Genomic DNA, 14,571 nt, shown 5'->3' with positions numbered 1-14,571 from the left:
AGTAAAACATATTTTTACAGAGAATTTTATTGGTTTTCGGTTTCAATTAAATGCAATTCTACCTCTGTAAGATTTAAAGAAGGAAGGCAGTATAACACTACCTCCCTTCGAATCTAACTAACCAAACTAAATATATAAATTTGAAAATTAATCCATTACCTATAATTTATTATGGCAACAACTATTACTCCAGGTTGGGATTAATCAGTATTTCGCTAATTGCTATTGGAGCAAAATAATCCTTCTTTGTTGGAGGGTTCAGAATTGGAAGTTCTGACTCATGCCTATCCTGAGCTGCTTCTTCTACTCTTTCTAAACGTACAAGGTCATACCATCTGGCTGGATTTATTTCTGCCCCAGCAAATTCCCATGCACGTTCCATTACTACCGAATCTCTAAAGGCTTCATTGGAAAGACCTGGTGTCATTTCTGACAATCCTGCCCTGATGCGAACTGCATTTAAAGCATCGTAGGCTGATTGATCAGGACTGGAAGCCATGGCATGCGCTTCGCCATAAATCAACAATACTTCGGCATACCTGATAACAATATTGGTACGGCTTGACCACCAATCAATGTACTCCCAAGGTTTTTCAGGATCGTAACCTTCAATTTGCTGCATTTTTTTATAATAAGGATGTTTTTGAACTCCTTCAGTCCAGTGCCAAGTTGTTTCCGCATCCGGTTTAATAATTGTTTGGAATGTAGCATCCTTTCGTGAACCTTCGGTAAATTTATTGAAGAAATTAATTTCGGCAAAATAATCATCCCAACCACCTTCTTCTTCAGGCTTACAGGCCAATGGAGCCCACATATTTCCATTTTCCCAGGTCCAGGGAGATATTCCCCTATCATAAACCAATCCAAAAACAATCTCATCATTAAATTGCTCGGGTGTCCATAAATCGGCAAAATCAACTAAAAGACGATAGCCATAAACATCTGCATTATCCATAACTTCTTTTGCTTTTTTCGCTGCAAGGTCATACTTTGATTCATCTTTTACAGGATAACCATCTGAATCCAGCAGTTCTTCTATTGCAATTCCAAAGCTTCTACCTCCTTTTTGTGTGTTCCCATAACTTCTTCATAATCCGCAATCATCGCATTTAATTTTTCTAGGTTGCGTTCAGCCAGGTTTTCCCTCTGCCCAAAATCATCATTCAGATTATAAACCTGATATTCTAGAGAATTTCCCAATTCGATATTAACCTGCGCTGCAACCGCCGGTCCATTGTAAGGTGGAATCATTAACCAGCTTCCCTGACGATATGCAGTTCTTGTTGAGGCTTCCAAGACCAATTCTTTCCTTCCTTCATCCGATTTCCCCATAAATACATCCAATAATTCTTCACTATCGGTGAAATTAACTTCCTTACCTGTCATCTTAGCCAGAGAAGCCAGAAAATCAATTTGACAAACCAAGGCATCCGATTTTTTAGGCTCTATCTGTCCTTTCCAATAAGTAATAAACGGTACGCGGGTACCGGCTTCAAACAAACTGTACTTTCCTCCTCGCAGGCCTCCGTTTTGGTCGTGGTTGCCAATTCGCTCAACGGCATCATCGTAATAGCCATCGTTAAGTACCGGGCCATTATCGCTCGAGAGAATGATCAGTGTATTTTCAAGAATTCCCTCTTCTTCCAGTGTTTTTAAAAACTCACCTATACACCAGTCGGCTTCAACAATCACATCGCCACGCGGTCCAAGGTCGGTACTGCCAACAAATCGCGGATGTGGTGTACGCGGAACGTGAGGTTGCTGCAGGGCATAATACAAAAAGAATGGCTCGTTTTTGTGATGTTTTACGTAGTTCTGAGCTTTTGCAAGAAAATGGTCGGCCATATCCACATCGCTCCATTTAGCTTTCTCGCCACCTTTCATAAAGCCAATTCGCGGAATACCATTAACGACTGAATTGTTATGCCCGTGATGCCATTTCATGGTCAGCATTTCAGGATTGTCCTTGCCGGTTGGCTCGCCTTCAAAATTCTTACTGTAGTCCACTTCTATCGGATCGTTCGGATCAAGGCCTTCCACCAAGCCGTCTTTAAGATAAACTGTTGGTACGCGGTCTTGCGTGGCAGCCATAATGTACGAATAGTCGAAACCCACTTCATTTGGCCCCGGCGAAACATGTTCGTTCCAGTTTACATAACCGCTACCTAAGCCAAGGTGCCATTTTCCAACCACTCCGGTATAATACCCCTGCTCTTTTAACATTTTAGGAATGGTAACCTGTGCGGTATCAATAATCAGCGGTGCAGTGCCCGGCAAAATTTTGGCATCCTTATTTCGCCACGGATAAACTCCGGTTAACAGGGCATAACGACTCGGTGTACAAGTTGCCGATGATGCATGTCCATCAGTAAACATTACGCCTCCTTTTGCCAAACGATCAATGTTTGGTGTTTGAATTTCTGTAGCACCATAGGCACTTACATCGCCATAGCCCAAATCATCCAGGTAAATGATCACTATATTCGGGCTTCTCGATTCCTCTGATAATTGTTTCTTTTCGAATTGACAGGAGCTAGTTATTCCTGTAAACATTACAAAAAATAAAAAATACACTAACCATTTCATTATTCGCTATTTTTAACCGTTACTAATTTAAGTTGCTAAACTTTTTAAAATCTATATCAAGAGGATGATTGGCAACAGTCCTCCAATTCATTCATTAATTCCGCGGTTTTGTCAGGTTCTGTGTCCTTCAAATTTTGAGATTTCCCCATGTCCTTTTCATCATTGTAAAGTTGAATATGCGAACCATCAGAATCGATCATCATTTTATAATCTCTTTTTGGCATTCCCAAATCCGGCGAATTATTTCCATTATCACCGCGTCGATAAGCAGAACGGATCCAAAAGAGCAACTTACTTCTTTTTACCTGTTTTACACCGGATATTGCTGCATACATGCGTTCTCCAACATTCTTAACATTATTGTCCGGTTTTGTGCCTGCCACTTTCATAAAAATTAATGGAAGATGGATAGCACCACTACGTATTTTTCTTGGTTAAATTATTCAAACAGTATTGATAATGAACAAAAAGAAAGAAACATTGGAGAATAATATAACCAACTGTTTCTTTATTTTTCATCTTGCTCTATTCGGAATACGGTAAGGGATTTGGGTTCAAATTCATATTCGCCTTGCAGATTTAGTTTCATTGCATGGGCATGCGGAACTTCGGCATAAGGGCGTTGCAGTGTATGCTTCATGGTCCTGTTGCTGCTTAGAGTTGTTATTTGTGCATTAACGATTTTGGCTTCATTTCCAATCTTAAGTTTTGTTAAAACAATCTTGTCTTGAAAGTTTACAACTTTAATAACTACTTCGTTTGTCTCAGAATCATATCCTGCCGATGAAAAGAGGTAATTGGCATCTAATTTCTTTTCATTTTCCCCAAACAGATTAGCTGAAGCATACCAAATCTCGATCTTATTATCTCTAAACAACTTGGACATATAATAATTGAAAGTTTTAAAACTTTTTGAATTTGTATGAAAAAACAGCGGATTACCATTACCCTTTACAAAATCCCAATTACGCATCAACGGACGATCAGCCATCATCGGATTCAAATCGGCGTTACGTTCCATTGCCATCATGAAAACTGCTTCACCAAGTATATCAAAAGGATGTTCGCCTCTTATGCCGAGTTCGCCTATAAACAAATCAGGGCCAGGTCTTTTATAGGTGTCAAACTTGTAATAATTCTGAATTACCCAGGGTACATCTTTATAATAATGTTCGTCAAAAATATCAATCGTTGTAATATCTTTGAAATCGACGAGTCTTTCACGTTTTTCAGTACGATCGGGTGTGTTGCCAATTATACTGTTTGCAATGATATTTAAATTTGGGTACTTAGATTTTATTGCGCGATAAAAGGCATCGTAATTACGATAATAGGTTGGTCCAAAATCTTCATTCCCAATTGAAATATATTTTAATGGAAATGGCTTGGGATGACCATTTTCTGCGCGTTTACTACCCCACTGTGAATCAATCGGACCAATAGCATACTCAATGGCATCCAAAGCATCCTTAATATACTCCTGCACATCCACATCCGGATGGTGGTAATGATCCCTTTCTTCTGCTTCGAATACCCAACCGGTACAAACTAACCCAGATGGGGTAACATACATTGCATCACAATTGAGGTATTCGCATAATTCGTAAAATTCGTGGTAACCAAGTCCATCTGTGCGGTAATTTGGTGACCATTTTGACCATGCCCCCGGTCGTTCGGCAATATCACCAATGGTTTCTTTCCAATGATACATGGTCTCCACATTCACACCGTGCACCAAACAACCTCCGGGAAAGCGCAAAAAATCGGGTGCATAATCAATTAAGTTCCTCATGATATCAGCACGAAATACTGATTTGCCGTCATCCCAGGTATCGCCGGGAAACAAGGAGACCACATCAAGAAACACTTTTCCGGCTCCTTTTGTCTGAAAAAACAACATTCCTTTGTCGGTGGTTTCTTCTGCTTCGAAAACTACAGAGTAATTATCCCAATCAGCGGATAAGTTATTAATTTCAAATACGTTCGAAATCTTCCTTCCTGTTGAATCGCACAAAAAAACATTCATACTTCCTTTAAAATCCTCGCCTCTCGAATAAAATGAAAGCTTATATAAATTGCCTTGTCTAAAGTACATTCCAAAAAAACCATTATTCACAAACCCGGAAGTTCCGTGTGTATCTCCGTTTAGTCCGATTTGTAAAGAATGAGGGCTCAATTCATTAAGAGGTTCTTTATCAACTATTCGTAATTCAATATTACTATTGGTTTTTGGAAATTTCTCCCAGCCAATTAGCGGATCTATTGTGTAAGCTTTTTTCCGTGGATTTTCAGTTGGATTTGGAACGTTGGCATAAAATCCGTTTTCAATGTCCATTCCTTTTGGAGGATTGGCTTCTTCAAAAGCACGATTGCGAACCATTTCAGCATACAATCCTCCATCGCCAATCATACCGATTTCTTCGTAATGCCAGCCGTATTTAATTGGAGTTATTTTTTTGGGATTGGCCAAATCAATCTGGAGGATATTTTTATCAATTTTTGACTGCGCATGCCTTTTGACACATACATGTAGAAGAAATAAAATAAAGATCGAGATTAGGTATATTGGTTTCATTACTACTAATTTTAGGTTGTTCAACCTTATAAATATTTTATCTTTCAAAAAACAGATATTATCCTTTCTAATCCATTCATTACTGATTATCGATTGCAATTATGGAAATTTCAACCTCCTTCGTACCCGATTGAAGCATAATTTTCCATAAATTATTTCCCAGATCTTCAATTTTTTGGGCTGCTGCACAGTTTATTTTATTCCTGTTGAATACTATAATCGAGCCCGACTCTATTAATTTCAATTTTACTTCATTCTCAGAATAGTCAATGGTCTCGACAGCTGCAGCAGATAAATATTTGTCGGTGCTACCAATAACTGACCAACCGTTTACAATCGGTGTAAGCTGAACAAATCGGTCGGAAAAACCGTTCAGTTCGATTTCATATTTTTCATTCAAAATTCCACCTTTACCTTCGTACCAATCATAGTAAACCAAACCTTCTTCTGGCACTTTCCATTGATCAACAGCAGGCTGTATAAATGAACCTGCATACGTGTAGTCTTCTGCAGATATTTGGGTTTTGATACTTTCAGCAGGTGTCGGATGAGCCAGGTTGTAAACCACAAATGCAGCTGCTCCATGTGGCAATGGTGCTACCACCCGGTATGCCTTTGGTTCACTCAATGCCGAAATAGTGGCCGACTCGGGCAAAGGCACTGCAGGTGCCAGGGGACGCAATAAGCGGCCATCGCTGTAACATAATGGGGTAACCATCTCATTAAGAAAATCATCCGGTGCATCTGAAAGGTAAATGGGGGCACCCGACATGGCTTTGCTTACCGCCATCATCCGACCTGCAAATTTATCACTCGAATGAAACATATCGTGGTCGGGCCAAATGGCTTGTCCCATCCAAAGTGTATTTTGGTAAGACTGAAACAAATGCGACTTTGCTTTCTCCTCATTATTTAATAAATAATCTACACTTACACGCGAAACAGCGCTGTATTTGGTGTTCATCAGGCTTAATAAGTCGGCACAAAAGCAGTTGATTAAACCGCCAGACAATTCGTGCGCCGCTCGTTCCAGGGATTGTGCATGTTGAGAAACAGTTTTTACCGGATTTCCAAGCCCTTTATAAAAAGCCATTTGACGGTTTTGGTTATCAATCTTAACAAAATCAAACCCATGATCTTTACTCGATCCAACAAGTCCTTTATAAAACATCCAGGAAGAAACAGAGTCACCCTTTGGCATCATTACATCCATTGGTTCACCTTTGTATTTCTTTGAAACCCTGATCATATAAGGGGCTAGTTCCTTCATTTCATGCTCAGGGTTTAATCCCTGCCATTGTCCGTTCATGGCATGCCAGATTCCCATCCATTTTATTTTGTCAGATTTTAGGTCCATCAAAGGCTTAAATCCGCTGGGAAAACTCTCCGGGTGTGCTCCGAAAGATAACATGCGGCTGTCGCCCATGGTAAAACCTGTTTGGTGTTGATGCCCGTCATCAACCATAACCCAACGAATAGGCAAAGGGTTTTTTTCTATTTTATTCATGGCATCGACCATTAAATCACTGGAAATTTTACGGCGATACTGTTCCCAGCTACACCAACCGAGGTATTTGAATATTTCGGGATACTCTTTCTCGTAACGCATTGCAGTCCTTTCTTTCAAAGCAGCTGTATTAATTGCACTCTGCCATGCTCCCTGAAATGCCTTATAAATGTCTTTATCTTTTGCCCATGCCAGTATTGGGATGTCTCCAGCCACCGGATCAACACCAAAATTCGTAAGTATTACGGATAAATCCCCATTATCATTTATTCTTAAGTGTGCGTATGCCATTGGGCTTGCAATCCCCTGTAAAACCAAATAATTGCCGTCTTTTAGTTTAAACAGTGCCAGCAATCCATTTCTCGAAGGCACATCAGCTTTTGGATCAGGCTTAAAACCATCGCTTACAATTGTTTTTAGATTGTTTGCTGCCCAAGGGAAAATGCGGTTTGCTGCATCCAGCATTCTCTCCCGTCCGTCTGTACTAAAATACACAAGCGATTCGTATTGCGGGAGAATTGTGCTTAAGGTTTTTAAATTTCCATTTATGGGAGCAGCCGCAAAATCTTCCAGAACAACTACACCAGTGCCCTCCGCTAAATCTGCGTGAATGACTGAACCTTTATCAGTTAATATTTTTGTTTCTTTTTCTTTGGCCAGGTTGGAGCATCCAAGCAGACTTAAAATTAAATTTATGGCTACAAATAAGATAAACGCCTGTTTTAAAAATAGTTTTTTCATTTTTTTATAATCCTTTACTAAGCAAACGTTAAAAGAGGGCTGTGGAAACGCTCCAACAGCCCTAATTTTACTAACTACTAACTTAAACCTATGTGAGCTAATTAACCTTAAAACTAATATCCAGGATTTTGTTCCATATTCGGATTTGCATCCATTTCAGCCTGTGGAATTGGGTACCTGTTGTGGTAGTCGGCCGCATTGGCAATCCCTCTTTCCTTTGCCCTTTCAATTAATTTACCATGACGAATCAAGTCTGAGCGACGTAGAGCTTCATAATAAAATTCGCGTCCCCTTTCTTCCAAAATGAAATCACGTAATGATTCTTTGGTAAAGTCGGCTGCATCTATTGAATCTACACCAGATCTTGATCTCACCTGGTTAATTAAGCTGATACTTTCTGCATTGGGGCCGTTCATTTCATTAAGCGCCTCAGCACGAAGCATTAACACATCAGCATAACGGAACATCGGAAAATCTGCTCCATGAGTTGCACCTTCGGCCATATTGTCAAAATATTTCAACGTACGGTAATTGTGAGCCTGAGTAGTTAAATCAACTACAACGCCTTTATTATTAACATACGATCCGAAAATTAAACTAAACCTGTCGTCTTTTTCTTTATCAAATGTTTCAATAAACCAGTCGTAAAAACGGAAGTTGGCGGCCCAATTGGCAATGCCTTCAGCTTTAAATTCAGGGATTTCATCGGTGTACCAAAAACCAGGAGGTAATGCAACTGTAGGTATTTTATTACCATATGGATGGGTATGTGTACAAACCGATACAGCGATCATTTCTTTATTATTTGGATTTTTATCGTGTTCATTTTCTACCTTAAATAAATCGTGGTACGACGGAAATAATTCATAATACCCCAAATCCATTACTCTTTTTGCTGTTTCAGCACCTTTTTGCCAGTCTTTAATGGTCATATAAAAGCGGGTAAGAAATGCTAAAGCAGCCCCTTTGGTTCCCTTTCCGTAAACTTCAGTTCCAGGATTCGGAAGTCCTGTAGCGGAAGCTTCCAATTCAGAAATTACAAAACTTTGAAATTCCTCCTCTGTAGCTCGCGGTAAATCTGGTGCGTCAAGTGCCGAATTGCGCAAAGGTACTGGTCCAAAGTGATCGTACAGATAAACATAGCCTACCGCACGAATATACCTGGCTTCTGCCAATAGAGCAGCTCTTATATTTTCATCCTCAATATTATCGATATTATCGATAACAATATTTGCATCTCTAATCGACTCGTATTTTGTATTCCAAACCGCATTCGCATCAGAAGACGATGAAGTCCATTGAAAATTAGCCATACGTACAAAATTAATATTCATCCCTCCACCTGTTTCGTACATAATATCGCCCGGATATTCGAAACTTTGGGTTAATAAATTGTGTTGAGAGTAATTAAATTTATACTGTACGTATGCACTATTCAACACAGCTTCCACTCCCTCCTGGGTGGCCAAAAAACTTTCAGGAGCCAACTCCCCGGGAGGATTCTCTTTTAAATAATCTTCGCAAGCTATAAAAGCAAAAGCTAAACCAAGTATTATTAATATTATATTTATTCGTTTCATTATATTATTGTTTTAGTTGAAATTAAAAACCTACATTAACACCCAGAGTATAAGTTCTTGCCAAAGGATATGCGTTATAATCAATCCTTACGGCAGCAGCACTTGTTCCGTTAACATTTGCTCCCGGGTCGATACCACTATAATTAGTAATAGTGAATAGGTTGGTTGCAGAAACATAAACATTAAACGAGCTAAAGACAGTGCTTTTTTGAACGGGAAGATCGTAACCCAGTGTAACATTTTGCAAGCGCACATAACCGGCATCTTCCACTGTTTTTGAATTAACTTTATATGTACCCTGGGATGCAGGATTGATAAACGAAGCCCATTCATTGGTTGGATTATCCGGTGTCCATCGATTTAGATAAGGATCAGCAAGTTTGTTTCGTCGAAAATTAATTGGATACAAGCTTTCGGCCAATTGGTTGTTTAATAATTGTACGCCATGTACTCCCTGTATGTTAAATGTTAATGATAAAGGGCCAAAAGTAATGTCATTGGTCATTCCCCATGTAAAATCAGGTAATGGATCGCCTAATACTACGCGGTCATCTGCAGTAATTTTACCATCTGTAGCATCAGCTACTCCATCACCGTCGCTATCAACTGTTAACTGATCTTTATATTTCCAGTCGCCCGGCTGAACTCCTGCAGGAGCATTCGTAAAATCGTCTCCTTCCTGCCAAACACCTTCGACTTCAATCCCATAATAACTATTCATTACATCACCAGGCCTGATTATTGAAATATCGTTAGTAAACTGTAGGTCTCCCATGGTTATGTAATCAATTTCACCCAGGTCGATAACCTCATTTTTAACCGATGAAAAATTCAGGTTGGTACTCCATGTAAACTTGTTTCCTACAAAGTTTCTGGAATCGATATTTACTTCCCAACCTTTATTGGTGATTTCTCCTACATTAGATAGTTTAGTGGCAAAACCCGTTTGCGACGGAACTGGAAGTGCCAGCAACAGGTCAGTTGTATTTCTAGTGAAATAGTCGAACGAAGCTGAAATTCTTCCATCTAAAATACCTGCATCAATACCAATGTTTGTTTGGGTTGTTGTTTCCCATTTTAAATCGGGATTTGCCATTCGAGATGGCTCCATAACTACATATTGCGAATCGCCATAAATCATTGGTGTATTACCAGTCCTAAAAGTGGTTAACGATCTGAAGTTTCCGATTTCCTGATTACCTGTCCGTCCCCAACCAGCTCTTAGTTTCAATGTACTAAAGGTATTCAGATCTTTAATAAAATCTTCATTCCCAAGTTTCCAGGCTACCGCTGTGGATGGGAAATAAGCAAATTTATTGTTTTCACCAAAACGAGAAGAACCATCAGCCCGTATTGTTGCAGTTAACAAAACTTTGTCGTTGTAGTTATAATTAGCGCGTCCAAGATACGACAACAAAGTATTCGGAATTTTACTTGTATTTATATCGAAAGTGGCTTGTGTTCCTGACTGCAAGCTATTTGTTCCGGTAGTTTCTGAGATAAAACCCTTCGAACTTGCACTAAACCGTTCAATAAAGAATTTCTGTGTGGTCGCACCTGCCATTACATTTATGCTGTGTTTATCGTTAAACTTTTTTCGGTAATTAACAGTAGCTTCTGCCAGGTAATTATACATTAATGCGGAAAATACAGTTCCCAGACCATTGTTATCCTGGCCTTCTTTTGTTGTTGAATCAACAAACACATCGCGTTTAGAAGCAGTAATATCCCCCCCAAGGTTTAATTTAACTGACAGCGCCGGAAGGATAAAATATTCGCCGTATGCTGTTCCAAAAGTACGGAATGATCGCGAATAGGCATCTTTGCCATAAGCAACCGCTAAGGGATTGTCTTTTGTAATAAATGGAGAAACTGAATAACTTCCTGTTTCAGGATCAATAATTGCCAAAGTTGGATCGAAATCAATTGCCGTACTTATAACACCAGCAGCTTCGTTTGGAACAATACCATTCGGAACAAAATCATCGTAAACATAACTGCTGTTTAAGTTTGTACCAAAACGGAATTTCTCTTTTATTTCCTGCTGAACATTTAAACGTGCAGAATAACGTTCAAGAGCAGAACTAATAACAACACCTTCCTGTTTGAAATATCCCAACGACACAAAACATTTGGTATTGTTATCGCCACCCGAAAATGACAGGTTATGACTTTGAACCGGAGCGCTTCTAAAAACCTGATCCTGCCAATTTGTTCCGCCATCTGCAATACCTTCTACTCTTTCGCCAACACCGGCATTTACAGCACCAGCATCGAAAAGTTCATTTAAAGTAGTCATGTATTCATCTGCAGTCATTACTTCTGTGGTTTTAATCACACTTTGTACACCATAGTAGGCATCATAATTAACTTTTAGCTTGCCCGAACTACCTTTTTTTGTTGTAATAAGAATTACGCCATTTGCACCACGCGAACCGTATATAGCCGTTGCTGATGCATCCTTTAATACCTCAATTGATTGAATATCGTTTGGACTCAATGCATTTAATGGATTCCTATTGTTGCGTGAAGCTGTAAATCCTTCACCGGAACCGGTAATTGGAGATGAATTATCGACAGGAAGCCCGTCGATGACATAAAGTGGTTCGTTACCTGCATTAATAGAACCAACCCCACGAATTTGAATGTTCATGCCGCCACCTGGTTCTGAGCTATTTTGATAAACATTTACCCCCGGAGCACGACCGGTAAGCATTTGGTCAACACTGGTTGTTACTCCTTTGTTTAAATCTTCTTCACTTAGGGAAACAACCGACCCTGTTAAATCGCTCTTTTTCACCGAGCCATAACCAATTACAACAACTTGTTCTAACTCTTCATAATCCTGTTTTAGAGCAACATCTATTGTTGTCTTTCCATCAACTGGAACAATTTGTTTAATATAGCCAATAAAACTATAAGAGAGATTTGCACCAGCCGGGGCTGTAATAGCATATTCACCATTTAGATTGGTAGTTGTACCTTGTGTAGTTCCTTCTACAACAATTGTTACACCGGGAAGTACTTCTCCGGCATCGCTCTTTACCACACCCGAAATTCTATTCTGCGCGAATAGTGTCAACGGGAGGAAAAACAAGGTTAGAAATAATAATTTAAGCTTGTTCATAAATTTTGTTTATTAATTTAGTTCTACAAATATTGTGTTCTTAGACATTTGTTCTTCTTGAGAATGATTCATAAAAACTGGAATCTGAATCACCCTCCTTAATTATCAGTAAAACTGACTTGATTCGAATAATTAAAGTATCCTACATCGACTGAGGCATCAGTATTATCAAAATCAGAAAATCGCTTGCATCCTTTGTTGTCAACCGGGAAAGCATTTTTTAAGGTCCCTATTCCAATTGCTGAAGAAGTTTGTTTTATATTAAAGTTGTTATTTTCTATATCAATGAATTGGGGATCACCCTCAATATTTCCGGAAGCCCAATCCACTGCATTTAATTCCGTAACATTATCGTAATCTTCTGCTTTGTAAGAATAACGACAAAGACTTAAGGTCTGGTTATTATGAAAAAGATTGTTTTGTACCTCTGTCCAATGCCATTTATTAGCCGAAGTCGGGTCAGCTCCCTCATATGCATCTGCGACAAAAAGTGCGGCTCCATAATTATTTGAAAAGATTGAGTTGATAATGCGGTTTTGTGCAGGAACACGACCTAACTGAACGATTGCCGCACCTTTCGACATGCCTCGGTTATTTACCACCGTGCAATGACTCATCAACAAAGTTGCGCCACCGTTCATTACAATATTTCCACCTTCAAGCAAGGTAAAATTGTTATCCAGTAAACAATTGACGAAACGTAGTGTGCCGGTTTGTTTTAGGTCTGTAATAAACCATGCAATTCCACCATTTTCCTGTGCCTTGTTATTGCTGATGTTGCAATTGTAAAAACGCGTGTGATAGCCGTTGTCGGCATTACAATTCACATACACTGCACCTCCGTTGTTGTGCGCCTCGTTGTTAACAATATCGCACCCCACAAACAAGGGGCTGGCACCATTGGTTACATATATTCCGGCACCGTCTTTTGATGCATAATTATCGGAAATAGTGCAGTTGACAAACCGAACTGATTCGCCTCCATTCTCCAGCCATATTCCGGCACCATTTCCTTTAGCTGTTTCGCCGATGTTTTTACCACCTGAAATGGTTAAGCCATCAATTCTGATGTATTCTGAATTTACAATGGTTAGTACATGTGCCGTTTTCTTTTCTCCATCAAGTTTTGTTGTTGTCAGTTCATTTCTTTCAGACAAGACTTTTTCATCTCCCTTGAAACCACCATAAATATAAAGTGCTGTTTTTCCATCAATCTTTAAGTTGTTTCCATAACTGCCTTCAGCTACCCAAATTTGAGTTCCGGGATTTGCTGCTTCAACAGCATTTTGCAGCGATGTAAAAGCCGACTTCCATGATTTTCCATTGGTGTTGTTTCCATTTTCAGAAACAAATAGTACAGGCATATCTTCGGTTGCCGCTGAAGGATAAGGAATAACCGGTATCAGACGGTTTTGCCCGTCCATTTTCATTTGCACCAGTGCTGCATTTTCGCGCCACTGTGCAGCGGCTTCATCATTGCCAAACATGGTTGCCCATGTGTTTCCGTCGAAATCATCAAATATCATGTTGTGACCACCATGCGGAATGGCAATATAAGCTTCAGAATATGGACCGGTAATATTTTTAGACATGGCGATCATACAATCATATCGACCATCGGCAGTGCGCCGGTTAACATCAGTATTACCAAAAACGTGGCCCTTTTTAGGACTTTCAGTATTCCACTCAGCGGCCATCAGGTAATAAATACCATTCTTGTAGTACATATTCACCCCTTCGTACCCCACTTCCTTACCTCTGGCATCTTTAGGAAACACAGGTGGTTTATTATCTGCAAATCCCATCATATCGGGCTTAAGCTTTTTCATATTTCCAGGGCCCCAGATGTACCACACAGTTCCATCAACATCTTTAAACAAAGTGGCATCGATGCCTTTAACCATGGCGCCATCTTTTTTAACATCTTCGTAGGGACCTTCAGGTTTTCCGGTGGTGCTTTTCAGCAAGCCAGAACCGTAACCTCCACTAACCGAATAGGTAATCCAGAAATCATTGTTGATATAATGAATTTCGGGAGCCCAAATGCCACGGATCATACGGCCATTGGCAATCTTTATTTTCCGCTGTGCATCGTTGCTGGCATCTTTATCAAAGGTCCATACAAAGCCATTTTCGCCTATCATTTGCCAGTCTTTTAAATCTGATGATTCCCAAACCCGGATTCCTTCAGCAACTCCCCAGTTGTCGTCAGTAGTTCCGGTTAGGTAATATTTACCACCGGGAGCTTTGCAAACAGCAACATCTCGCAAATGGTATTTAAACAAGGGAGAAACAACAGGTAGCTGAGGTTCGATACTGTCGATCGCGCTCTCGAACATCGTCGATACCTTTGGGTTTAAGGTTTGGCTTTTTAATGTTCCGTTTCCAAAAACAATGAAAACGATTAAAAGATATAAGCTAAATTTGATTCGTTGCATAAGTAAAATATTTGATG

General features: G+C 39.6%; 8 protein-coding genes. All 8 read right to left on the bottom strand.

What is annotated here, in order from left to right; genetic code table 11:
- Positions 1–184: 184 nt before the first annotated feature.
- Complete coding sequence (locus tag LH29_RS07790) at positions 185–955, bottom strand: RagB/SusD family nutrient uptake outer membrane protein (protein WP_052670677.1); 771 nt, start codon at positions 953–955, stop codon at positions 185–187.
- A gap of 80 nt (positions 956–1,035) precedes the next feature.
- Complete coding sequence (locus LH29_RS07785; protein WP_045027441.1) at positions 1,036–2,586, bottom strand: sulfatase family protein; 1,551 nt, start codon at positions 2,584–2,586, stop codon at positions 1,036–1,038.
- 56 nt (positions 2,587–2,642) lie between these two features.
- On the bottom strand, positions 2,643–2,969 hold the full coding sequence (locus LH29_RS07780) for an alkaline phosphatase family protein (RefSeq protein ID WP_198152371.1): 327 nt from the start codon (positions 2,967–2,969) through the stop codon (positions 2,643–2,645).
- A 125-nt stretch (positions 2,970–3,094) separates the two neighbouring features.
- Positions 3,095–5,161 (bottom strand): alpha-L-arabinofuranosidase C-terminal domain-containing protein, encoded by a 2,067-nt coding sequence (locus LH29_RS07775; RefSeq protein ID WP_052670676.1) that lies wholly within the window; start codon positions 5,159–5,161, stop codon positions 3,095–3,097.
- 79 nt (positions 5,162–5,240) lie between these two features.
- The gene (locus LH29_RS07770) at positions 5,241–7,409 is read right to left on the bottom strand and encodes a Sip1-related alpha-galactosidase (RefSeq protein WP_045027438.1); all 2,169 of its coding nucleotides are present in this window, start codon (positions 7,407–7,409) and stop codon (positions 5,241–5,243) included.
- Positions 7,410–7,522: 113 nt separating this feature from the next.
- Complete coding sequence (locus LH29_RS07765; protein ID WP_045027436.1) at positions 7,523–8,989, bottom strand: RagB/SusD family nutrient uptake outer membrane protein; 1,467 nt, start codon at positions 8,987–8,989, stop codon at positions 7,523–7,525.
- A gap of 22 nt (positions 8,990–9,011) precedes the next feature.
- Complete coding sequence (locus LH29_RS07760) at positions 9,012–12,116, bottom strand: SusC/RagA family TonB-linked outer membrane protein (protein ID WP_045027433.1); 3,105 nt, start codon at positions 12,114–12,116, stop codon at positions 9,012–9,014.
- 98 nt (positions 12,117–12,214) lie between these two features.
- Positions 12,215–14,554, bottom strand: a complete 2,340-nt coding sequence (locus LH29_RS07755; protein WP_157493612.1) for a family 43 glycosylhydrolase — start codon at positions 14,552–14,554, stop codon at positions 12,215–12,217.
- Between the last annotated feature and the right edge of the window lie 17 nt (positions 14,555–14,571).

It is taken from the genome of Draconibacterium sediminis (genome assembly GCF_000949475.1).
GTDB lineage: Bacteria > Bacteroidota > Bacteroidia > Bacteroidales > Prolixibacteraceae > Draconibacterium > Draconibacterium sediminis.
The sequence above is the reverse complement of the archived record's forward strand: the minus strand, read 5'-3'. Positions and strand labels throughout refer to the sequence as shown.

What these genes read in the sequence shown, in the direction of transcription:
- LH29_RS07775 (WP_052670676.1), bottom strand. Translation starts at nt 5,161, where the DNA reads ATGAAACCAATATACCTAATCTCGATCTTTATTTTATTTCTTCTACAT.
- LH29_RS07790 (WP_052670677.1), bottom strand. Translation starts at nt 955, where the DNA reads ATGGATAATGCAGATGTTTATGGCTATCGTCTTTTAGTTGATTTTGCC.
- LH29_RS07760 (WP_045027433.1), bottom strand. Translation starts at nt 12,116, where the DNA reads ATGAACAAGCTTAAATTATTATTTCTAACCTTGTTTTTCCTCCCGTTG.
- LH29_RS07770 (WP_045027438.1), bottom strand. Translation starts at nt 7,409, where the DNA reads ATGAAAAAACTATTTTTAAAACAGGCGTTTATCTTATTTGTAGCCATA.
- LH29_RS07785 (WP_045027441.1), bottom strand. Translation starts at nt 2,586, where the DNA reads ATGAAATGGTTAGTGTATTTTTTATTTTTTGTAATGTTTACAGGAATA.
- LH29_RS07755 (WP_157493612.1), bottom strand. Translation starts at nt 14,554, where the DNA reads ATGCAACGAATCAAATTTAGCTTATATCTTTTAATCGTTTTCATTGTT.
- LH29_RS07765 (WP_045027436.1), bottom strand. Translation starts at nt 8,989, where the DNA reads ATGAAACGAATAAATATAATATTAATAATACTTGGTTTAGCTTTTGCT.